Annotated in this window: 21 protein-coding genes; 14 read left to right on the top strand and 7 right to left on the bottom strand. The window is 63.5% G+C overall.

Features of this window, described 5'->3' with window-relative positions:
* The first annotated feature begins 119 nt into the window (after window positions 1-119).
* The 4 genes from AC0YKC_RS00880 (at window position 120) to AC0YKC_RS00865 (ending at window position 5,709) form a co-directional block, all read left to right on the top strand.
* Window positions 120-1,781 (top strand): ABC transporter substrate-binding protein, encoded by a 1,662-nt coding sequence (locus AC0YKC_RS00880; protein ID WP_320294655.1) that lies wholly within the window; start codon window positions 120-122, stop codon window positions 1,779-1,781.
* 70 nt (window positions 1,782-1,851) lie between these two features.
* Complete coding sequence (locus tag AC0YKC_RS00875) at window positions 1,852-2,805, top strand: ABC transporter permease (protein WP_320295025.1); 954 nt, start codon at window positions 1,852-1,854, stop codon at window positions 2,803-2,805.
* Window positions 2,802-3,695, top strand: a complete 894-nt coding sequence (locus AC0YKC_RS00870; RefSeq protein WP_320294654.1) for an ABC transporter permease — start codon at window positions 2,802-2,804, stop codon at window positions 3,693-3,695. Before AC0YKC_RS00875 ends, AC0YKC_RS00870 begins: the two co-directional genes overlap by 4 nt.
* A complete protein-coding gene (locus AC0YKC_RS00865; protein ID WP_488509236.1) occupies window positions 3,688-5,709 on the top strand; it encodes an ABC transporter ATP-binding protein in 2,022 nt (673 codons plus the stop codon). Before AC0YKC_RS00870 ends, AC0YKC_RS00865 begins: the two co-directional genes overlap by 8 nt.
* A gap of 56 nt (window positions 5,710-5,765) precedes the next feature.
* On the opposite strand, the gene AC0YKC_RS00860 is transcribed toward AC0YKC_RS00865, so the two are convergent.
* Window positions 5,766-6,719, bottom strand: a complete 954-nt coding sequence (locus AC0YKC_RS00860) for a LysR family transcriptional regulator (protein ID WP_488509231.1) — start codon at window positions 6,717-6,719, stop codon at window positions 5,766-5,768.
* 127 nt (window positions 6,720-6,846) lie between these two features.
* Here AC0YKC_RS00860 and AC0YKC_RS00855 point away from each other — a divergent pair, with 127 nt between their 5' ends.
* The 3 genes from AC0YKC_RS00855 (at window position 6,847) to AC0YKC_RS00845 (ending at window position 10,252) form a co-directional block, all read left to right on the top strand.
* Complete coding sequence (locus AC0YKC_RS00855) at window positions 6,847-8,502, top strand: ABC transporter substrate-binding protein (protein ID WP_488509228.1); 1,656 nt, start codon at window positions 6,847-6,849, stop codon at window positions 8,500-8,502.
* A gap of 2 nt (window positions 8,503-8,504) precedes the next feature.
* Window positions 8,505-9,395: a DUF427 domain-containing protein gene (locus AC0YKC_RS00850; RefSeq protein ID WP_488509226.1), complete on the top strand. Its 891-nt coding sequence runs from the start codon at window positions 8,505-8,507 to the stop codon at window positions 9,393-9,395.
* A 92-nt stretch (window positions 9,396-9,487) separates the two neighbouring features.
* Window positions 9,488-10,252, top strand: a complete 765-nt coding sequence (locus tag AC0YKC_RS00845; protein ID WP_488509224.1) for an SDR family oxidoreductase — start codon at window positions 9,488-9,490, stop codon at window positions 10,250-10,252.
* A 66-nt stretch (window positions 10,253-10,318) separates the two neighbouring features.
* Here AC0YKC_RS00845 and AC0YKC_RS00840 read toward each other — a convergent pair whose 3' ends face one another.
* Together AC0YKC_RS00840 and AC0YKC_RS00835 are read right to left on the bottom strand one after the other, a co-directional pair.
* Complete coding sequence (locus tag AC0YKC_RS00840; RefSeq protein ID WP_488509222.1) at window positions 10,319-11,677, bottom strand: trimethylamine monooxygenase; 1,359 nt, start codon at window positions 11,675-11,677, stop codon at window positions 10,319-10,321.
* Complete coding sequence (locus AC0YKC_RS00835; protein WP_488509220.1) at window positions 11,674-11,886, bottom strand: hypothetical protein; 213 nt, start codon at window positions 11,884-11,886, stop codon at window positions 11,674-11,676. The genes AC0YKC_RS00840 and AC0YKC_RS00835 overlap by 4 nt, the downstream gene beginning before the upstream one ends.
* Before the next feature lie 49 nt (window positions 11,887-11,935).
* Here AC0YKC_RS00835 and AC0YKC_RS00830 point away from each other — a divergent pair, with 49 nt between their 5' ends.
* Window positions 11,936-12,658, top strand: a complete 723-nt coding sequence (locus AC0YKC_RS00830) for a helix-turn-helix domain-containing protein (RefSeq protein WP_320294645.1) — start codon at window positions 11,936-11,938, stop codon at window positions 12,656-12,658.
* 143 nt (window positions 12,659-12,801) lie between these two features.
* On the opposite strand, the gene AC0YKC_RS00825 is transcribed toward AC0YKC_RS00830, so the two are convergent.
* The 4 genes from AC0YKC_RS00825 to AC0YKC_RS00810 all read right to left on the bottom strand — a co-directional run bounded on the left by AC0YKC_RS00825 (window position 12,802) and on the right by AC0YKC_RS00810 (window position 16,690).
* Window positions 12,802-13,842 (bottom strand): heme-dependent oxidative N-demethylase family protein, encoded by a 1,041-nt coding sequence (locus AC0YKC_RS00825; protein WP_488509217.1) that lies wholly within the window; start codon window positions 13,840-13,842, stop codon window positions 12,802-12,804.
* A gap of 9 nt (window positions 13,843-13,851) precedes the next feature.
* Window positions 13,852-14,817: a PDR/VanB family oxidoreductase gene (locus tag AC0YKC_RS00820; protein WP_488509215.1), complete on the bottom strand. Its 966-nt coding sequence runs from the start codon at window positions 14,815-14,817 to the stop codon at window positions 13,852-13,854.
* Window positions 14,814-15,410 (bottom strand): dimethylamine monooxygenase subunit DmmA family protein, encoded by a 597-nt coding sequence (locus AC0YKC_RS00815; protein ID WP_488509213.1) that lies wholly within the window; start codon window positions 15,408-15,410, stop codon window positions 14,814-14,816. Before AC0YKC_RS00815 ends, AC0YKC_RS00820 begins: the two co-directional genes overlap by 4 nt.
* A gap of 146 nt (window positions 15,411-15,556) precedes the next feature.
* On the bottom strand, window positions 15,557-16,690 hold the full coding sequence (locus AC0YKC_RS00810) for an aminomethyl transferase family protein (protein WP_488509211.1): 1,134 nt from the start codon (window positions 16,688-16,690) through the stop codon (window positions 15,557-15,559).
* A 295-nt stretch (window positions 16,691-16,985) separates the two neighbouring features.
* Between AC0YKC_RS00810 and AC0YKC_RS00805 the strand changes: the two genes are divergently transcribed.
* Genes AC0YKC_RS00805 through AC0YKC_RS00780 form a run of 6 tightly spaced genes read left to right on the top strand, consistent with a single transcriptional unit; the run spans window position 16,986 to window position 20,340 of the window.
* Window positions 16,986-17,273 (top strand): hypothetical protein, encoded by a 288-nt coding sequence (locus AC0YKC_RS00805; RefSeq protein ID WP_454504875.1) that lies wholly within the window; start codon window positions 16,986-16,988, stop codon window positions 17,271-17,273.
* 11 nt (window positions 17,274-17,284) lie between these two features.
* Window positions 17,285-17,662: a hypothetical protein gene (locus AC0YKC_RS00800; RefSeq protein WP_488509209.1), complete on the top strand. Its 378-nt coding sequence runs from the start codon at window positions 17,285-17,287 to the stop codon at window positions 17,660-17,662.
* A 33-nt stretch (window positions 17,663-17,695) separates the two neighbouring features.
* Window positions 17,696-17,857: a hypothetical protein gene (locus tag AC0YKC_RS00795; RefSeq protein WP_040990881.1), complete on the top strand. Its 162-nt coding sequence runs from the start codon at window positions 17,696-17,698 to the stop codon at window positions 17,855-17,857.
* 14 nt (window positions 17,858-17,871) lie between these two features.
* Window positions 17,872-19,278 carry an APC family permease gene (locus AC0YKC_RS00790; RefSeq protein ID WP_434721610.1) on the top strand — a complete coding sequence of 469 codons (1,407 nt, stop codon included), beginning with the start codon at window positions 17,872-17,874 and terminating at the stop codon, window positions 19,276-19,278.
* 46 nt (window positions 19,279-19,324) lie between these two features.
* Entirely contained in the window at window positions 19,325-20,014 is a 690-nt protein-coding gene (locus AC0YKC_RS00785) for a hypothetical protein (RefSeq protein WP_488509206.1), read from the top strand.
* Window positions 20,011-20,340 carry a hypothetical protein gene (locus AC0YKC_RS00780; RefSeq protein ID WP_488509205.1) on the top strand — a complete coding sequence of 110 codons (330 nt, stop codon included), beginning with the start codon at window positions 20,011-20,013 and terminating at the stop codon, window positions 20,338-20,340. The genes AC0YKC_RS00785 and AC0YKC_RS00780 overlap by 4 nt, the downstream gene beginning before the upstream one ends.
* The last annotated feature ends 17 nt before the right edge of the window (window positions 20,341-20,357 follow it).

Below are 20,357 nucleotides of genomic sequence, written 5' to 3'. Positions count from 1 at the left end.
CGGAGCCGCATGCTACTGTACATCGACCGATACTGAGTGCCTGGACCGGAGAACTCCACGCAACTCGTTCACTGGAATGCACCCGCCAACCACAACAATTGGGGAAAGGGCTTAGACCCATGAGCAAGAACTATCGCATTCTCGATCTCCTCCGGCGCGGCCGGACGCCACTCGAAAACCACCTCATCGACGGCCTGGTCGACGGCCGCATCAGCCGCCGCGAGTTCGTGCGCCACGGCAGCCTGCTCGGCCTGTCGCTGCCGCTGCTCGGCCGCATCGGCATGGCCGCCGGCTTCGGCGCAGCACCCTCGCTCGCTCGCGCCGGCGCACCCGGCGCCACCATCCGCGTCGGCAGCAGCGTGCCGGCAGCGGCGATCGATCCGGTCACCATCGCCGACGCCGGTGGCCTGCTCGTCATGCAGCAGGTGGCGGAATTCCTCTGTGTCGACGGCCCGGACCTGGTGCTGAAGCCGGCGCTGGCGGAAAGCTGGAAGCCGAATGCCGATGGCACGGTGTGGACCTTCACGCTGCGCAAGGGCGTGAAGTTCCACTCGGGCGGCGAGATGAAGGCCGAAGACGTGGTGGCCAGCATCGACCGGCTCGCCGACCCGGCCAATTCGTCGAACGCGCTGTCGGTGTTCACCGGCATCCTGCAGAAGGGCAACACCAAGAAGGTCGACGACTACACCGTCGAATTCCATCTCGACGCGCCGAACGGCAACTTCCCGTACATGGTGTCGTCGGACAACTACAACGCCGTCATCATTCCGGCGAGCTACAAGGGCGGCTATGAACAGAGCTTCGACGGCACCGGGCCGTTCAAGCTGGAGAAGTACACCCCGAAGGTCGGCGCCTCCTTCGTGCGCAACGACGATTACTGGGGCGAGAAGGCTCTGCCGGACCGCACCGAATTCACCTTCTTCACCGACATCCAGCCGCAGATCCTGGCGCTGCAGGGCGGCCAGATCGACATCATCAACCAGATGCCGGTGCTGGCGGGCGTCGCCGTGCTCAACGACCCGAATGTCGACATCATCAGCCTGAAGTCGTCGGCGCATCAGCAGTTGCATATGCACTGCGACGAAGGCCCGACGAAGGACGCCCGCGTGCGCCGCGCCATCGCGCTTTGCCTCGACCGCGAGAAGCTCGCCGCCGGCCTGATGAAGGGACGCTCGGCGCTCGGCAATGACAGCCCGTTCGCCGCCGTCTACCCCTCGACCGACACCAGCGTGCCGCAACGCAAGCAGGATATCGCCCAGGCCAAGCAGCTGATGGAAGCGGCCGGCGTCGGCCAGGGCTTCAAGATGACGCTCACCACCGAGCGCTATCTGGAAATCCCGGAATACGCCCAGCTCATCCAGAACTGGGTCAAGGAAATCGGCATCGAGCTTGAGCTCAACATCCTCGACCAGAGCGCCTATTACGGCGACGCGGTGTTCGGCAAGTCGAACTGGCTGGATTCGGCGATGGGCATCACCGACTACGGCCACCGGGGCGTGCCCAACGTCTATCTGGCGGCACCTTTGAAGAGCGACGGCACCTGGAATGCCGCCCACTTCAAGAACAAGGACTACGACCAGATGGCGGCAAGCTATATCGCTGCCCTCGACCTCGAGGCGCAGAAGGCCACTGCCAGCAAGATCCAGAAGCTGCTGCTCGAGGAAACACCGGTGGTCTTCGGCTACTTCTACGACTATCTGACGGCGACGGCGAAAGGCGTGGCGGGCGTGCAGCCCACCGCAATGTCGCAGTTGTTCCTCGACAAGGCGTCGAAAGGCTGACGAGAGCGGACAAGCTTATCCCTAATAGCCGGCTCTCCATGGAGAGCCGGCTCCTATAGGAGTATTCGCCATCCTCGTCTTCCTCGTCCGGCGCCTGGCACTGTCGCTCGTCACGCTGTTTTTGCTCAGCGTCATGGTTTTCCTTGGCGGCCAGGTGCTGCCCGGCAATGTCGGGCGAGCCATCCTGGGGCCGTTCGCCGACCAGCGCGCGGTCGATGCGCTGAACCATTCGCTCGGCGTCGACCGGCCGCTGCTCGTCCAATATGGAAGCTGGATCTGGAATTTCCTGCACGGCGACATGGGCACGTCCTATGTCTTCCGCGCGCCGGTGGCGCCCTTCGTCATCGACGCCTTGGGCAACTCGATGAAGCTGGCGCTGGTCGCCTTCGTGCTGGTGGTGCCGATCGGCATCCTGGGCGGGGTCATCGCCGCGCTCAATTTCAACCGGCCGCTCGATCGCATCATCAGCCTCGGCGGCCTGTCGGTCACGGTGCTGCCCGAGTTCGTCACCGGCATCATCCTGATCCTGATCTTCGGGGTCTGGCTGCGCTGGCTGCCGATCGCCGCCGCCTGGCCCAAGGGCGCCGGTGTCCTCACCCAGCTCTACTATCTCATCCTGCCCGCGCTGCCGCTGTTTCTGGTGCTGTTCGGCTATATCGCGCGCATGGCACGCTCCGGCATGATCGAGGCGCTGGATTCCGACTATACGCGCACGGCCGTGCTGAAAGGCTTGCCCTGGCGCACGGTGATCTGGCGCCATGTGCTGCGCAATGCGCTGTTGCCGACCATCACCGTGATCGCCACCCAGACCGGCTATCTGATCGGCGGCCTGGTCGTCATCGAGACGCTGTTCCGTTATCAGGGCATCGGCTCGCTGATCTTCACTGCCGCGCGCGGCAAGGATTTTCCGATGCTCGAGGCCGGCATCCTCACCATCGGCATCGTCTATGCGGTGGCGACCCTGATCGCCGACTTCCTCTATTCCGTGCTCAATCCGCGTATCCGGCTGGGAGCAGAGCAATGAGCGCGACGGACACTCCCGCCAGCCTGCCGGCGCCCGCACCGGCGCCTGACACCGCACAGCGCAGCCCCTGGGGTGAGGTGCTGCATTCGCTCTCCAGGTCCGGCACCTTCCTCACCGGGCTTTTCATCCTCTTGTTCTGGGTCGTCTGCGCGCTGTTCGGCCAGCACTTCGTCCCCTACGATCCGCTGGCAAGCGACATCATCGACGCGCTGACGCCGCCGGCAGCCGATCACTGGTTCGGCACCGACCAGCTCGGCCGCGACGTGTTCTCGCGCGTCATCGTCGGCTCGCGCGACATCCTGACGGTGGCGCCGCTGGCGACCATCCTGGCGACCATCGCCGGCACCGCGCTCGGCCTCGTCATCGGCTATTTCCGCGGCATCGTCGACGACATCGTCAGCCGCGTGCTGGAAGCCTTCATGGCGATCCCGGTGGTGATCATCGCGCTGCTCGCCATCGTCGCGCTCGGCACGTCCAAGATCACCGTCATCGTCGTCATCGGCTTGAGCTTCGCGCCGATCATCGCGCGCACGGTGCGCTCGGCGGTGCTGGCCGAACGCGAGCTCGACTATGTGGCCGCGGCAAAGCTGCGCCACGAAGGCGCGCTGCACACGATGTTCGTCGAGATCCTGCCCAACGTCATCCCGCCGATCCTGGTCGAGACGACGGTGCGGCTGGGCTACGCCATCTTCGCGGTCGCCACGCTCTCCTTCATGGGCTTCGGCATCCAGCCGCCCTCGCCCGACTGGGGCCTGTCGATCTCCTCCAATTACGGCATGATCGGCGGCGGCTTCTGGTGGACAGTGCTGTTCGACGCCCTGGCCATCGCCTCGCTGGTGATCGGCGTCAATCTGGTGGCCGACGGCGTGCATGGAGCGTTCAATGACTGACAAGAACGCACTTGAGCTGAAGGACCTCTCGGTCGCCTATCGCGTCGGCCGTCGCAACCGCGCGGTGCTGCGCAACGTCAACCTGACCATCAAGGCCGGCGAGGCCTATGGGCTGGTCGGCGAATCCGGCTGCGGCAAATCCACCGTGGCGCTTTCGGTGGTGCGCTACCTGCCGCGCAACGGCTCCATCACCGGCGGCTCGATTGCGCTCGACGGCAAGGATGTGATGAAGCTCGACGCCGAAGCGCTCAGGCGCGCTCGCGCCGACAGCGTGTCGATGGTCTACCAGGACCCCGGCAAGGCGCTCAACCCGTCGCTGCGCATCGGCCGGCAGCTGAGCGAGATCTTCGAGCTTGCCGGCATCACCGGACAGGCGGCGCAAGACAAGGCCATTGCCATGCTGAACCGCGTGCGGATCTCCGATCCGGCGAGCGTCATGCAGCGTTATCCGCACCAGCTTTCCGGCGGCATGCAGCAGCGCGTGGCAATCGCCATGGCCCTGGCCAACGACCCCTCGATGCTGATCCTCGACGAGCCGACGACCGGGCTCGACGCCACGGTCGAAGCCGAAGTGCTCGACCTGATCGGCCAGTTGCGGCGCGAGCTGTCGGCCTCGATCCTGTTCATCAGCCACAATCTCGCCGTCGTCTCCAACATGTGCGACCGCGTCGGCGTGCTCTATGCCGGCATGCTGGTCGAGGAAGGCTCGACGAAGGACGTCTTCAACGATCCGCGCCATCCTTACACAGTGGCGCTGCTGCGCTGCCTGCCGCGCGGCGGCCAGCGCAAGGACCAGGGCCGGCTCGACACCATCCCGGGCTTCCTGCCGGGCATCGGCGCCAACATCGTCGGCTGCGCCTTCGCCGACCGCTGCGCGCTGGCGACGGAGCGCTGCCGTAGCGAGCCGCCGCCGCTCTACGATCTGGGCGACGGCCGGCTGTCGCGCTGCCATTATCACGACAAGGCGCAGTCGCTGCCGCGCGCCACGCCCGCCGAGATCGCTGCCACAGCACCCAAGCAGGCGCCACCGGTGCTGCAGGTCGAGGGGCTTAACAAGACCTATGCCAGCCACGGCCGTCCGCTGCGGGCGGTGAAGGACGTCTCGGTCAGCCTGAGGCCCGGCGAGACGCTCGGCCTGGTCGGCGAATCCGGCAGCGGCAAGACCACCTTCGCGAGGCTCTTGCTCGGCCTCGTTGCACCGGACGATGGCGGCTCGATAGAGCTCGAGGGCAAGCAGCTGGCGCCACGGCTCGCCAGCCGCTCGGAGGACCAGGTCAAGGCGGTGCAGATCGTCTTCCAGAACCCGGATTCGGCGCTCAACCGATCGCATTCGATCCGCCATATCCTGAGCCGCGCCCTGAAGCGGCTGGGCGGGCTCAGCGGCAAGACGCTGGATACACGCCTCGAAGAGCTGGTCCGTTCGGTGCGGCTTACCGACCGGCATCTCGCGGTCAAGCCGCGGCAGCTTTCGGGCGGCCTGAAGCAGCGCGTGGCGATCGCGCGCGCCTTCGCCGGCGATCCGCGCATCGTGGTCTGCGACGAGCCGACCTCGGCGCTCGACGTCTCGGTGCAGGCGGCGATCCTCAACCTTCTGGCCGACCTGCAGTCGAGGCAGGATGTCAGCTACATCTTCATCTCGCACGACCTTGGCGTGGTGCGCTATCTCTCCGACAAGATCGCCGTGCTCTATCTCGGCCGCATCATGGAGTTCGGACCGTCGGAAGCGGTGTTTTCCGGCCCGCATCATCCCTACACCGAAGCGCTGCTGTCAGCCGTGCCGAAACTCGACCGCACCGAGAGCTCGCGCATCCGTCTCGACGGCGAAATCCCGAGCGCGGCCAATCCGCCGACGGGCTGCGTCTTCCACACACGCTGCCCGCGCAAGATCGGCGCCATCTGCGAGACGCAAGAGCCCGAGCTCACCGAGGCCCAGCCGGGGCACACGATCCGCTGCCACATCCCCTACGCCGAACTGGCAAGGCTGCAGAAGCCGAAGATCGTGGAACCGGCGTGATCAAAATGCCGCCGCGCCTAAAGCGCGTCGCGATCTTTCAGATCGCTCCATGCGCTTTAGGTTTTGACTTTAGGCATGTCTTTGTCCCGAAACCGGTTCCCACTTTCGGGAGACACGCCTGCCATACTGAAGGCGCGGTCGCTTTCCGCGAAGGCCTGATCGCCGGACAGGTTCCTGGCGAGCGTACGCAGGCCGGTCAGCGCAACGTCTAGCGCGTCGGAAGAGGCAGGGTTCTCGGGATAGGCAAGGTAGATCGGGCGCTGGAACACCGGCGTATCCTCGACGCGCCGCAACTCGCCACGCTCGATATGGCTGCTTACCGCACTCAGCGGTAGGTAAGCAGCCGCCTTCTGCGACAGGACGTGCTGCAGGCCGATGAACACCAGCCCGGCCGAGATCGCCGGCTTCACCATGCCGGCAAAGGCACGGTCGTGCTCGACGCGGAACTCCAGCCCCCAGTCCATCAGGATGTAATTGTCCATCCACGGCCCGGCTTGCGCCGTGTGCTGGACGAGCACGATCTGATCGACAGCCAAACTCTCATAGACGACGCCGGGATGCGGCTTGGGCAGATAGAGGATGCAGATATCGAGCAGGCCTTCTGCCATCTGGTCGATCGCCAGGTCCGGGAAGCTGCCTTCCAGACGCAGCGCCACATTCGGCCGCTTCGCCCGCATCCAGTCGATCCAGGGCGAAGTGATGCTGTCCCAAAGATAGGCGGGCGCGGTGAGCCTCAGCAGCGTCTCGTAGCCATCGGGAACGGCGATGTCCTGGCGCGATTGCTCCCAGGTACGCGTGATCGTCGAGGCGTGGGGCAGGAACTGCCGGCCGGCCGGCGTCAGCGTGACGCCGTCGCTGTCGCGCACGAACAGCTTGCGGCCCAGCTGTTCCTCCAGGCCGCGAATGCGCGCGCTGACGGTCGACTGGGCAAGGTTCAGTCGGTGCGCGGCAACGGTGAAGCTGCCATGCGCCGCGACCTCCAGGAAACTGCGCAGATTCTCGGTGTCCATGGCTTTCGCCTTTCAGTGGCTCGTCATCGAAATTTCCGATGGCTCCAATCAAAAAATATCGCTTTTCGGTCGAGGTCAACAATGGCCTAAATGCCAAGGCCCCCGCGACAAAACAAGGAATGCCGCCATGCCGAAGCATTTCAGGACGATCGACGCCGCCCGCAAAACCCTCAGCGCAATCGAAAATTCCGCTATCGACGAATTGCTCGCCGGCAGGATCGGCCGGCGCGAATTCCTGCGCCATGGCAGCGTGCTCGGCCTGTCGCTGCCCTTTCTCGGCGGCATCGCTTCGGCGGTCGGGCTCGGCGCTCCGCAAGCGCGCGCCGAAGGCAAGCCCGGCGGCACCGTGCGCGCCGGTGTCGCTGTGCCCGGCGGCGCCATCGATCCCGTCACCTTCTACGACAGCGGCAGCTACCAGCTCGTCTTCCAGGTGGCCGAGTTCCTGTGCGTGACGCAGCCGGACCTGACATTGAAGCCCGTGCTTGCCGAAAGCTGGTCGCCCAATGCCGACGGCAGCGTCTGGACCTTCAAGCTGCGCAAGGGCGTGAAATTCCACAATGGCGAGGCTTTTAAAGCCGACGACGTGGTGGCAACCTTCGATCGCCTTGCCGATCCGAGCGGCACATCTAATGCGCTCTCGGTGTTCAAGGGCCTGTTGTCGAAGGGCGGCACGCGCAAGGTCGACGACCACACCGTCGAATTCCACCTCGACGCGCCGAACGGCTCCTTCCCCTATTCGGTGTCGATCGACAATTACAACGCCGTCATCCTGCCGGCGAGCTACAAGGGCGACTACGAGAAGACCTTTGAGGGCACCGGTCCGTTCCGGCTCGAAAGCTACACGCCGAAGGTCGGCGCGAGCTTCGCGCGCAATCCCGACTATTGGGGCGAGAAGGCCCTGCCCGACCGGCTCGAGTTCAAATTCTACGGCGACGTGCAGCCGCGAATTCTCGCGCTGCAGGCGGGCGAGGTCGACGTGCTCGACGCCATCCCGCTCGACGTCAGCCAGGTGGTGCTGGGCAATCCTGATATCACCGTGCTGCGCGTCGCCTCGACCGCGCATCGCCAGCTCCACATGCGCTGCGACATGGCGCCCTTCACCGACAAGCGCGTGCGCCAGGCGCTGGCCTTGTGCATCGACCGTTCCCAACTGGTCGACGGTCTCTGCCGCGGCATGGCCGCGACCGGCAATGACAGCCCGTTCGCGCCGGCCTTCCCGGTCACCGACAAGACGGTGGCGCAGCGCACCAGGGACATCGCCAAAGCCAAGCAGCTAATGGAGGCGGCGGGCCTGGCCAACGGTTTCGACATGACGCTGACGACGCTGCGCTATTCCGACATCCCCGGCTATGCGCAGCTCTTCCAGAACTTCGCCAAGGAGATCGGCGCGCGCATCTCGCTCAACATCGAGGACCAGGACAAATATTACGGCAAGGCGGTGTTCGGCCAGTCGGACTGGCTGGACAGCCCGCTTGGCATCACCGACTACGCGCATCGCAGCGTGCCGAACGTCTTCCTGAAAAGCCCGCTGGTCAGCGACGGTCCGTGGAACGCGGCGCATTTCAAGAACGCGACCTATGACGGGATGGTCACCGGCTATCTCAAGGCGCTCGACCTCGACTCCCAGCGCAAGGCCGCTTCCGATATCCAGAAGCTGCTGCTCGACGAGACGCCGGTGATCTTCAGCTATTTCCCGGACCTCCTGGTGCCGGTGCGCAAGAATGTCAGCGGCGTGCCGCCGATCGCCGCCGGCCTGCTGCTCGATCGGGTATCGGTGAGTTGATCATGAGCGCGCGCAAGGCCCTGGCCGCAAACGACGAGAAAAGGACAAGTACCATTCGCAAGCCCCATCTGCGCGGCCGCGGGCCGCATTTCCCGGTACTCGACACCATCGTGCAGTATGAATTCGAGCCGGGCTATGTCGCCTTCACCATGCCCTCGCCCAAGCGGATCAGGGTGCAGGTCGGGCCGATGATCGTCGCCGACACCACCAAGGCGCTGGTGTTCCAGGAGAGCGACCACCTGCCGGTCTATTACTTCCCGATGAGCGACGTGCGCGAGGAGTTCCTGCTGCCGAGCCGGACGACGACGGAAGACCCGTTCAAGGGCGTCGCCACGCATTACTCGCTGAACACCGGCATCACGCTGGTCGAGGACGGCGCCTGGCGCTACCTCGATCCGGTCAAGGGCTGCCCGCCGATCGGCGACTATATCTCCTTCTACTGGCCGAAGATGACACACTGGTTTGAAGAGGACGAGGAGATCTTCGTCCACGCCCGCGACCCGTTCCGCCGCGTCGACTGCCTGCCTTCGTCGCGGCGCGTGCAGGTGATCCTCGACGGCGAGCAGGTCGCCGATTCACGGCGCGGCGTGTTCCTGTTCGAGACCGGACATCCGGTGCGCCACTATCTGCCGATCTCGGACACGCGGCTCGATATGTTTTCGCCGAGCCGCTACATCTCGCGCTGCCCTTACAAGGGCATCTCCAACTACTATCATGTGACGACGCCGAAGAAGCGGCACGAGAACCTCGTCTGGTACTATCCCGAGCCGGTGCACGAGGCCGAGCGCATCAAGGGCCTGGTGTGCTTCCATCACGAGCTCGTCGACAAGATCCTGGTCGACGGCGTCGAGATCCCCAAGGAAGCGACCGCGGCGTCGGACGGTTATTTCTGAGTTTCGAGATGCGTCCGGCGCAGCCAGATCAGGCCGCTTGATCGAGGCACAGTTCAGCGAATACCTTCCCGGAAGTCAGGGAGGGGGTAGCAATGGATCTTTTCAAGCTGAATGGTAACGTCGCGCTGGTCACCGGGGCCGGTAGCGGCATCGGCCAGGCCATCGCGATCGGGTTGGCGGAAGCAGGCGCCGATGTCGCTTGTTTCGGCCATGCGTCCAAGGGCGGGCTTGAGGAGACTGCACACAGGATCACGGCACTTGGCCGCAAAGCGTTGGCGCTTACCGGTACGGTGACTTCCGAGAGCGACATCGCATCGGCGATCGCCCGCGTCGAGGCCGAACTCGGCGCGCTGACCGTTGCCGTCAACAATGCCGGCATTGCTGGATCGGAAGCGGCCGAGACTATGCCGCTGGAAAAATGGCGTAAGGTGCACGACGTCAATGTCGCGGGCGTGTTTTTGTCCTGCCAGGCCGAAGCGCGCGTCATGCTGCCCCGGCGCACAGGCTCGATCATCAACATCGCCTCGATGTCGGGCACGATCGTCAACCGGGGGCTGACGCAGGCGCATTACAATTCCTCCAAGGCCGCCGTCATCCACATGTCGAAGAGCCTCGCCATGGAGTGGGCCGATCGCGGCCTGCGCGTCAATGTCGTCAGCCCGGGCTACACGCTGACGCCGATGAACAAGCGTCCCGAAGTGGCGGAGGAGATAAAGATCTTCAAGCGCGACACGCCGATGGGGCGCATGGCGGCGCCGGAGGAAATGGTCGGGCCGACCGTGTTCCTGGCCAGCCGCGCGTCCAGCTTCGTGACCGGCCTCGACCTGATCGTCGATGGCGGCTACGTCTGCTGGTAGACCGATGGGTGTCCCGCAAGACACCCCACGTTGCTGATTTAACGAACCTGAACGGAGGCGCGCGCGCTACTCGGCCGCGACGCCTTTCACCTCGAGATAGCTTTCCATCGAATCGTCCAGCGCCTGCAGCCAGGGCGTATGATGGACCGGCGCCATGGTGCCGGTCATCAGCGAGCGGTAGGCGTTGTCGCGGAAGGTCATGATGTTTTCCATCTTGTGGTGCTCCCACTCCATGAAGGTGTGGTTGACCGCCTCGACGTCGAAGCCCGGATAGTCGGTCTGGTCCATCAATTCCTTGGTGTAGTCGCCCTGGAACCAGATCATCTGCTCGGCGTCCTCCAGCGTCTCCTCGCGAGCGCGCCACTTGGCGCCGTGCTCGGCCATCGCCTCGGCCGATGGCAGCTTGATGCGGCCCATGATGACGTCGCGGGCGTACCAGGCCTGCGCGTCGAACATGTTGAAGGTGTAGAACTGGTCCTGCATGCCGATGTAGAAAAGCTTCGGGTTCTTCTCCCAGACGACGCCTTCATAGAGATCGAGCGGCCACATGCGGTTGGCGGTCTTAAGCTTGAGGTCGTCGGTGAGGAAGGGGAAGGAATGCAGATAGCCGGTGCACAGGATGATGGCGTCGACATCCTTGGTGGTGCCGTCCTTGAAATGCGCCGTCTTGCCCACGACCTTCTGCAGCAGCGGTACTTCCTTCCAGTTCTCCGGCCATTTGAAGCCCATCGGCTTGGAGCGGTAGCTGGAGGTGATCGATTTGGCGCCGTATTTGTAGCATTGCGAACCGATATCCTCGGCCGAGTAGGAACGGCCGATGATCAGGATGTCCTTGCCCTTGAATTCCATGGCATCGCGGAAATCGTGGCTGTGCAGGATGCGGCCGTTGAAGGTGAGGAAGCCTTCGAAGAAGGGCACGTTGGGCACCGAGAAATGGCCGGAGGCGACGACCACGTTGTCGAACTCTTCCGAGTAAGTCACATCGTTGCTGCGATCATGCGCGGTGACGGTGAATTTCTTCGTCTCGTCGGAATAGGTCACCATGCGCACCGGGCTGTTGAAACGCACCCAGTCGCGCAGGCCCGACTTCTCGACGCGGCCCTTGATGTAGTCCCACAAAACGGCGCGCGGCGGATAGGAAGCGATCGGCCGGCCGAAATGCTCCTCGAAGGTGTAGTCGGCAAATTCGAGGCATTCCTTCGGGCCGTTCGACCACAGATAGCGGTACATCGAGCCGTGCACCGGATCGCCGTGCTCGTCGAGGCCGGTGCGCCAGGTGTAGTTCCACAACCCGCCCCAGTCGGACTGCTTCTCAAAGCAGACGATTTCCGGGATCTCGGCGCCCTTGTCGGCGGCCGACTTGAAGGCCCTTAGCTGCGCCAGACCGGACGGTCCGGCGCCGATGACGGCAACACGAGATTTCATTGCGGGCCTCCTTTTTTGATTTCCCCAGCGAAACAAATTTCACTGACAGTGACAGTAATTGGGTCTTCGGTGCTGTCAACAAACATCTGCGGCAACGCGCATTGCGTGAAACGGTTTTTGTGCGCAAAAGCCGTGGCGCTCGCATTCAAGCCGGCGATCCCTGCGACATACAGTGGCTTGCCGTCGTGGTTGCGCTCTTGCATCGCCACCGAATATGTTCACCTTGAGTGAAATAAATCCGCGAGAGTCGGAGGCGACATGGCGAATAGGAATTCCGGCACCAGGTCCACCGATGCGGCAGCGAAAGGCAAGACGCCGCCGAAGCGCGTTTCGGCGGACGGGCGCACCATCCGCACGCCGCTGACGCAGAACCCGCACGCCATCCGCGACACGCGCGAAAAGGTGCTGGAAGTGGCGATCGGCCATGAGGTGCGTGCCTTCCGCAAGAAGCTCGGCATCACCGTCGCCGATCTCGCTACCGCCACCGACATTTCGCTCGGCATGCTGTCGAAGATCGAGAACGGCATCACTTCGCCATCGCTGACGACATTGCAGGCGCTGTCCCGGGCGCTGGGCGTTCCGGTGACGGCCTTCTTCCGGCGTTTCGAGGAAGAACACAGCGCCGTCTTCGTCAAGGCGGGCGAAGGCGTCGATGTCGAGCGGCGCGGCACCCGCGCCGGCCACCAATACAATCTGCTCGGCCATATCGGCGCCAACACCAGCGGCGTCGTCGTCGAGCCCTATCTCATCACGCTGACCGAGAATTCGGACGTGTTCCCGACCTTCCAGCATGCGGGCATGGAGTTCCTCTACATGCTCGAAGGCGAGGTCGTTTACCGGCACGGCAACAACCTCTATCCGATGAAGCCGGGCGACAGCCTGTTCTTCGACGCGGATGCGCCGCACGGCCCGGAAGAGCTGACGCAACTGCCAATGCGCTATCTGTCGATCATCTGCTATCCGCAGAACAGCGCCGGGTGAGCCGCTTGGTTCCTCGCCCCACGAGTGGGGAGAGGTGGCTCGGCGAAGCCGAGACAGAGAGGGGAGCGCCCTACGAAGGCCCCCTCTCCGTCCGCTTCGCGGACACCTCTCCCCCGCTTTGCGGGGGCGAGGAACCCAAGCTTTTAATCCGGCCCAAAGCCCGGGCTCGTCGGGCTGCCGTCGTCGAGTTTCGACAGCCATTCGACCAGCGTCGGGCGGTAGCGGGTCAGGCCTTTGTAAGTGGCCAGTTCTTCCGGCAGGTCGCGGATGACGCGGTGCAGGCGGCGCGCCCATTTCGGCTGCGTGACCAGCTCGTCCATCTTGATCAGGTAGCAGCGGATCGGGAAGACGATGCCGTTGGAGCGCGGCAACCGCCAGAAGCTTTGCAATTCGACGCGCAGATGCACCTTCTGGCCGACTTTCTCGGGCGTGACGGTGGCGCGATCCGGACCCCATTTGTGATAATTCTCGGGGCTGGTGTCGAGGCGCGGATTGATGGTCATCGTCCAGTTCAGGCGCCGTGCCGGCTTGCCCTGCTGGATGTTGGTGAGGAATTTCAGCGCGCGGGTGAAGATGCCTTTCTCATGCGCCAACGGCACCGGCGCGTGCCATTCGAAGAAGTTCATGCCGATGTCGAAGTCGAGCGACCAGTCGGCCTGGGTGGTGACCATGCCGGCATCCATCCACAGATTGCCGTCGCGCTGGTCGAGGATGCAGAAATCGCCCTGGCTCTGGCGGGTGATGTATTCCATGGGGCCGTAAGGCAGCGTCGAGGTGTCGCCGAAGGTGAAGGTGTCGTCGATACCGAGCGGACGGTTGATCCAGCGCCAGCGGTCGCCATTTCGCTCCAGCGTGAAATGTTCGGGGTAGCCGAGCGCCTGCTGCTCCATCAGAAGCTCGAGCAGGTCCCAGCCTGCGAGCGTCATATGGGGCAGCGACTGGCAGCGCAGCGGATCCTCGGCCAGCACCAGCGCGCGGTCCTGCATCTCGGCGACATAGTGCTCGTCGACGTCGATCAGGTTTTCCAGCACGCTGCCTTTCGGCCCGACGACATGCGGCTCGATGTTGACCGCATACATGTAGGCGTCTTCGTTGAACGGGAAGGGAAAGCGCCTGACGTGCTCCGGACTGTTCCTGAAGCTGAAATCGTCGCGAAATGTTTCCTTGCGAAAGGTGATGCCCATTGACGCCTCCTATCTTTCCAGGACCAGCGACTTGCCCTCGAAGCGCGAGACGCAAGGCATGATCTTGCAGCCGGAACGGTGGTCTTCCTCGCTCAGCCAGTGATCGTTGTGGATAAACTTGCCGTCGAAGGAGATCACATTGGTCTCGCACTGGCCGCAGACGCCGCCGCGGCACAGATAGGGCGGGTCGACGCCGGCGGCTTCGATAGCTTCGAGCAGGCTCTGCTGCTCGCCGACACGGATCGTCTTGCCGCTGACGGCCAACTCGACATCGAAGGGCGCGCCGGGTTGCGGCGCCGCGAAATGCTCGAAATGCACCGTCTCCGACGGCCAGCCGAGCGCGGCGGCGCGGTCGCGCACCCAGTTGATCATGCCGGCCGGGCCGCAGACATAGAGATGCGTGCCGAGCGGCTGCGAGGACAGGAGCCGGTCGAGATCGATGCGCTCCTCGCGGTCGTCGTGATAGAGCCTGACCCGGTTGCCATAGCGCTCTCTGAGCACATCGGCGTAGGTGCCGAGCGAGGCGGTGCGGCAGGTGTAGTGCAATTCGAAATTGCCACCGGATCCCGCCAGCTGCGACGTCTGCGCCATGAAGGGCGTGATGCCGATGCCGCCGGCCAGCATCAGGTGTTTTTTGGCTCTCAGATCGAGCGAGAACAGGTTGACCGGATAGCTGACCACCATCTCCAGGCCGGGCTTGACCTGCCGGTGCATGAAGAGCGAGCCGCCGCGGCCGACATCGTCGCGTCGCACCGAGATCGTGTACTCGCGCGTGTCGAGCGGCGAGCCCATCAGCGAATAGGGATTGAGCCTGGTGCGGTCGCCGTCGCGCATCTCGACCACGACATGGGCGCCGCCGGAAAAGGTCGGCAGCAGCTCGCCGTCACGGCGACGGAAATGGAAGCGGGTAACGAGATCGTTGACCGGAACGACGTCGCTGACGACGACGTCGAGCTTGGTGGTGCCGGTACTCATGGGAAGGCCTCCTCCATCGGAGGAATCTCGGAGCGATCCTCGGCGTTGATGCATACGCCCTGGAAGGCGGCGAGGCGCCGCGAATAGTGATCGCGCACCAAAAGCAGCAGGCCGCAATGCGAACAAGTGGCCGGCTGCGTCGTCACATTCTCGGTGATGCCCTTGCAGTGCACGCATTGCATGCGGCGCGCCAGCGAGCCGCGATGCTCGGTCTGCATGGACGTGTGGTCGATGCCGGCTTCAAGCGCCGCCTGCATGGCCTGGCCGATCAGGCCCTCGGTGCCGGCAAGATAGAGGCGCAGCCCCATATGCGCATTGGTCAGCGTTTGCCTCAGCCGCGGCAGCAGGCTTGCAAAGGACGGCGCGATGTGGAGCTGCGCCGGCTTCAGCGTTTCGAGGGCAGCGATGTGCTTGCCCTCAGGTCCCGGAATGAAGACGATTTCCGCGCCGTCGAAAAAGCCGGGCGGCGCCTTGCCGGCCATGTCGGTGATCGCCAGCGCGCCTTCCGCATCGGCGATGAAGAGATGATGCTTGCCGGGCTGCGGAGAGAGCGTTCCGTAAATGGGCCGGCTGATGATCGTCTTGGCTGCCATTCTTTCTTAGATCAGGATGCCGTTTCGTAGAATCGGCACCCTGCTCTAACCCCTTTGTTGGAGCATGATCTTTTCCGAAAACCGGTTCCCACTTTTCGGGATCATGCTCTGGTACCTCAAAACCCCTCCCGGTTGATGATGATGCCTCAGCCTTTCGCTGTGCGCTTGGTCTTTTTCGGATCGTCGAACGGCAAGGGCTGCGCCGTCGCCTTGATGGAGCCGCTCTTGTTGCGGATCTCGAGCTTGGTGTCCTTGACGGCGCAGTCGACGTCGAGCCGGGCGATGCCCATCGATTTCTCGACCAGCGGCGAATACATGGCGCAGGTCACCACACCGACCTTTTTGCCGTCTCGATAGACCGGGGCGCCTTCGTCGGCCGGCTCCTTGCCGTCGAGCAGCACGCCGTAGATCTTGAAGCGCTCCTTGCCTTTCAGCCTGTAGTGTTCTTCAGCACCGCGGAAGCCGGTCTTGCCGGGGCTGACGGTGAAGTCGAGGCCGAGCTCCCACAGCGTGTCGCCGGGGCCTTCGTTCTCGAACGGATATTTCTGCGAATTGTCGTAGGGATAGAAGAGCAGGTAGCTCTCGACGCGCAGCATGTCGAGCGTGGTAAAGCGGCACGGAATGATGCCGGCGCTCTTGCCCTCCTCGAGGATCCTGTCCCAGATCGTGCCGGCATCCTGGCCGCGGCAGAAGATCTCGTAGCCGCGCTCGCCGGTATAGCCGGTGCGCGAGATCATCACCGGAAAGCCGAACAGCTGCGTGTGCATGTGATGGAAGTAATTGAGGTCGCGGATGCCCGGCACATGCTTGGCCAGATAGTCAACCGCCGTCGGACCCTGCAGCGACAAGTCATGCAGATTGTCGTCGAAACGTAGCGAGACATCGCGGCCCATCGCCGCCCGTTGCAGTTCCTCGTGGCCGGTGCCGGAGCCGTGCACGACCATCCATGAATTCGGGCTGATGCGGTAGAGGATGCAGTCGTCGGTGAACTTGCCCGCCTCATTCAGCATGCAGGCATAGGCCGACTTGCCGGGATAGATCTTTTCGACATCGCGCGTCGTGGCAAGGTCGATGAGATGCGAGGCATGCGGCCCGGTGATGTGGACCTTCTTCAGGCCGGAGACGTCCATCAGCCCGGCCTTGGTGCGGATGGCGACATATTCCGCGTCGGCGTCCTTGTCGTAGGTCCAGGCGGTGCCCATGCCGCTCCAGTCCTCGAGCTTCGAGCCGAGCGCGCGATGGCGGTCTGCCAGGGTCGAGAATCTCCAGGATGCCGTCATCCGATCGTCCTCCGTGCAATCTAGGTCGCTTTAAGCGGTTGCTGTTCCCTGCTCCTGCTTGGTGGCGGAGCTTGGATGAATATTGACCGCAAACCGCGAGGCCCTGCAATCCCCTTGAAGCAAATAATTTCATTGTCAGGCAAATTTCTTGACCTGAGACAAGCGGTTTACGACGCGTAAATCCGCCTTGACAATTCCGGGAATCGAGCGGAACTTATGAAAAAAATTTCACTCTGTTGAAAGAGTGGCCGTCCGGTCGATTTCGGGACCGGACGTCGCCAGAAGGGGAAAACCGATGTCCGACCTGCAGCAGCGCATCGAAGCGCTGTACCGTTCCGACGTGCGTGGATCCGTGCTCCTGATCGTGTGCCTGTGGGCGACGATCCTCTTCGTCCTCCTGATGACATGGCCATACATCCCCGACAGCGGGATCAAGGTCGTGGTGGCGGTCGCGGCCGCCGCGGTGCTGATCTTCAACACCGCTGCCATCCTCGCCATGCTCAACCACTACAAGGAAGACAAGGACTTCATCTACGGGCTCGACATCAAGAACGCCGACGCGGCCCGCAACCGTCAATCGTGAAGGGAGAAACCATGGCGCGCTATATCCCGCCGGAGCAGAACAAGGCCGGACAGGTTTTCGACATCGCGGTCGTTGTGGTCGCTATCTTCGTGGCGCTCTGGCTGCCGCTGAAACTCGGCTTCGCCGGGGCGGCGAAGTCGATCGACGCGCTCGACGCCAAGACCTGGGACGCGCTCGGCCAGAACGCCACCATGGCCTCGATCTGGGAGAAGCTCGGCTATACGCCGGAAACGGCGCACGACATCATCCAGAACCGCTTCCACTACATCATCGACTGGCCGACGCTGATCATCATGGCGATCGTGCTGATCGCCTATTTCGTCTTCCTGTTCCGGGCCTCCGACAAGGAATATCGCGAGGTCATCAACGAGAAGTTCGACGACAAATAGATTTCGACGACAAAAGAGTCCGGGGAAAACATCATGTGGATGGGACTGTCTTACGTTTGCTGGGGCATCTCGGTCGTGCTTGCGGCGTGGATGCTCTACGACTGGTTCAAGGTCGACACGACCTATTCCGAAGCCGTGCTGACATCCTCGCGTGAAGGCGAGCTCGAGGCCGTTTCCGAAAAGCACCGGATCTGAGTGGGGACTGAGCGATGACGGCTGCGGTTGAAACGGTACAAACGACAACTATTCACGGCGACAGGGTCTCGCTGCTTCGGGTGCTCGGCCCCGCCCATGTGTGGGCGCTCGGGGTCGGCATCGTGCTGGTCGGCGAGTTCACCGGCTGGAATTTTTCCGCCGACAAGGGCGGCGCGCTCGCCGCGCTGATCGTCTGCTGGGTCGTTGGGCTGCTCTACACCTCGGTCGCGATGATCGACTCGGAGGTCACGTCCACCGTCGCCGCCGCCGGCGGCCAATATGCGCAAGCCAAGCATATCGTCGGGCCGCTGATGGCCTTCAACGTCGCGCTGTTCCTGGTGTTCGCCTACACCATGCTCGAAGTGTCGGACGCGATCCTGCTCGGCGACACCATCGTCGCCAAGGCCGGGGTCGAAGGGCTGACGCACAACTCCTTCATCGCAGCCACCATCGTCGTGCTCGCCTGGCTCAACTATCGCGGCGTGCTGATGACGCTCAACGTCAACTTCGTCATCACTGCGATCGCCTATGTCTCGATCGTCATCCTGTTCTTCTCCGTCAGCCCGTGGACGCAAGGCGCGGTGCTGAAGCTCAACGAGCTGGTCACGCCCGGTAATGCGCTGCCCTATGGCTGGATAGGCGTCATCGCCGCCTTCCAGTTCGGCATCTGGTATTATCTCGGCATCGAGGGCACCACCCAGGCGGCCGAGGAAGTGCGCTCGCCGGCGCGCTCCCTGCCCTACGGCACCATGGCCGGCATGATCACGCTTTTGATCGCCGCCGCGATGACCTGGTATGTCTGCGCCTCGCTGATGCCCTGGGAATATCTCGGCATCACCTACTATCCGCTGTGGGACGCCGGCAAATTGACCGGCAGCCCGCTGCTTGAAGAGCTGCTGTTCGTCGCCACGCTGCTGGCCGCGCTCGCCTCGGCCAATGGCTGCATCAACGACGCGGCGCGCGCCTGGTTCTCGCTCGGCCGCGACCGCTATCTGCCGAGCTGGTTCTCGGCGGTGCATCCGAAATACCGCACGCCTTACCGCTCGATCCTGTTCCTGCTGCCGATCGCGCTGGCCTTCGCCTTCATCGCCGACCTCAACCAGGCAATCACCTTCTCGATCCTGTCGGGCGTGCTGCAATACACCTTCATGAGCATCAACATCATGATGTTCCGCAAGAAGTGGCCTCTGGGCACGATCCGTCGCGGCTACACGCACCCCTTCCATCCGCTGCCGGCGATCGTCCTGTTCTGCCTGTGCATGGTGACGTTCTTCGCCATCTTCCTCGGCTTCGGCTCGCAGCTGATCGCAATGACGGTGTTCTATTTCCTGATTTCGCTATGGTTCCACTTCTACCGCTACAAGTTCGTGCGGCGCGGCGACCAGTTCTCCATGCCGTGGCCGAAGCCGCAGGGTTATTGAGTGGATCAAAGGCCCGCCTGTCGACGGTGGGCCGTGGCGTGTCGAGATGTCCGAACTGACGTCAGTATTGCTTACCGGGGCGATCGCATTGGGCGTCGTCGCTCATGTTGCTTGGCTCGCCCGCGCCAGCCGCAACAGGGCGAAGGCGGCTTTGGCCGCCGATGCGGCTAGCGTCCGCAGCGTCGTCGCGGACGCCGCCGACATTTCCGACGGCACGGCCGGCGTCGCCACCTGGGCCGGCTCCTGGAACGGTCAGCATGTCCAGCTGCGCACCATCGTCGACACGCTGGCGACGCGAAAGCTGCCGACCCGCTGGCTAAGCGTCTCGATCACCGAGCCGGTCGCGGTACCGGTCACCTTCGACATGATGATGCGCCCGAATTCGGCAACGACATTTTCCAATTTCGACCATCTCCCCCATACGCTGCCGAAGGTGCTCGGCCTTCCAGCCGAAGCGGTGCTGCGCACCGACCGCAAGGGCGTCGCCTTCCCGCAGGATCTGATCGCCGCGCATACCGGCATCTTTGCCGAGGGGCGAGCCAAGGAATTGCTGATCACGCCGAAGGGCGTGCGCATCGTCTGGCTGCTGGCCGAGGCCGAGCGCGCCCGCTACGGCGTGTTCCGGCAGGCCGCGTTCGGCGATGCCAGGATCGATCCCGCCTTGATCGAAAAGCTGATCGAGGCGGCGTCCGAACTCCGCGATGCGATCAACCGGCGCGAACGGCAAGCCGCATGACCGACGAAACCACGATGCCCGCTCCCGCAAACCCGTATCTCGTGCTCGGCGCGGCGATCGTTTTGCCGGCAAGCGGCCACGTCATGCTCGGCGTCCCGGTGCGCGGGCTGCAGTTCCTGTTCTTCATGGTGATCCTTGGTTGGATAACGACCAAGCTGGCGCCGGCCGACGCCGGCTTCGTCGGCCGCCATGCCGGCGGCTTCCTGATCTATGCGCTATCGATCCTCGACGCCTACAGGATCGCGCGCATCCGCCATGCGATCTGGGTTCACAAGGCGCGGCCGGACGGCGATAGTGCCGAGGGCGATGCGCCGTCCAATATATAACGACAGGAAAATTTCTT

The organism is Mesorhizobium sp. CNPSo 4661 (assembly GCF_057784215.1).
Note: the sequence above shows the minus strand (reverse complement) of the source record. Positions and strands in the feature narration are given on the sequence as shown.

Excerpts from the sequence above, each read along its gene's own strand:
- AC0YKC_RS00795 (WP_040990881.1), top strand. The coding sequence starts at position 17,696 with ATGTGGATGGGACTGTCTTACGTTTGCTGGGGCATCTCGGTCGTGCTT.
- AC0YKC_RS00830 (WP_320294645.1), top strand. The coding sequence starts at position 11,936 with ATGGCGAATAGGAATTCCGGCACCAGGTCCACCGATGCGGCAGCGAAA.
- AC0YKC_RS00870 (WP_320294654.1), top strand. The coding sequence starts at position 2,802 with ATGAGCGCGACGGACACTCCCGCCAGCCTGCCGGCGCCCGCACCGGCG.
- AC0YKC_RS00790 (WP_434721610.1), top strand. The coding sequence starts at position 17,872 with ATGACGGCTGCGGTTGAAACGGTACAAACGACAACTATTCACGGCGAC.
- AC0YKC_RS00805 (WP_454504875.1), top strand. The coding sequence starts at position 16,986 with ATGTCCGACCTGCAGCAGCGCATCGAAGCGCTGTACCGTTCCGACGTG.
- AC0YKC_RS00880 (WP_320294655.1), top strand. The coding sequence starts at position 120 with ATGAGCAAGAACTATCGCATTCTCGATCTCCTCCGGCGCGGCCGGACG.
- AC0YKC_RS00845 (WP_488509224.1), top strand. The coding sequence starts at position 9,488 with ATGGATCTTTTCAAGCTGAATGGTAACGTCGCGCTGGTCACCGGGGCC.
- AC0YKC_RS00840 (WP_488509222.1), bottom strand. The coding sequence starts at position 11,677 with ATGAAATCTCGTGTTGCCGTCATCGGCGCCGGACCGTCCGGTCTGGCG.
- AC0YKC_RS00825 (WP_488509217.1), bottom strand. The coding sequence starts at position 13,842 with ATGGGCATCACCTTTCGCAAGGAAACATTTCGCGACGATTTCAGCTTC.
- AC0YKC_RS00855 (WP_488509228.1), top strand. The coding sequence starts at position 6,847 with ATGCCGAAGCATTTCAGGACGATCGACGCCGCCCGCAAAACCCTCAGC.
- AC0YKC_RS00860 (WP_488509231.1), bottom strand. The coding sequence starts at position 6,719 with ATGGACACCGAGAATCTGCGCAGTTTCCTGGAGGTCGCGGCGCATGGC.
- AC0YKC_RS00810 (WP_488509211.1), bottom strand. The coding sequence starts at position 16,690 with ATGACGGCATCCTGGAGATTCTCGACCCTGGCAGACCGCCATCGCGCG.
- AC0YKC_RS00785 (WP_488509206.1), top strand. The coding sequence starts at position 19,325 with ATGTCCGAACTGACGTCAGTATTGCTTACCGGGGCGATCGCATTGGGC.
- AC0YKC_RS00850 (WP_488509226.1), top strand. The coding sequence starts at position 8,505 with ATGAGCGCGCGCAAGGCCCTGGCCGCAAACGACGAGAAAAGGACAAGT.
- AC0YKC_RS00815 (WP_488509213.1), bottom strand. The coding sequence starts at position 15,410 with ATGGCAGCCAAGACGATCATCAGCCGGCCCATTTACGGAACGCTCTCT.
- AC0YKC_RS00800 (WP_488509209.1), top strand. The coding sequence starts at position 17,285 with ATGGCGCGCTATATCCCGCCGGAGCAGAACAAGGCCGGACAGGTTTTC.
- AC0YKC_RS00865 (WP_488509236.1), top strand. The coding sequence starts at position 3,688 with ATGACTGACAAGAACGCACTTGAGCTGAAGGACCTCTCGGTCGCCTAT.
- AC0YKC_RS00780 (WP_488509205.1), top strand. The coding sequence starts at position 20,011 with ATGACCGACGAAACCACGATGCCCGCTCCCGCAAACCCGTATCTCGTG.
- AC0YKC_RS00820 (WP_488509215.1), bottom strand. The coding sequence starts at position 14,817 with ATGAGTACCGGCACCACCAAGCTCGACGTCGTCGTCAGCGACGTCGTT.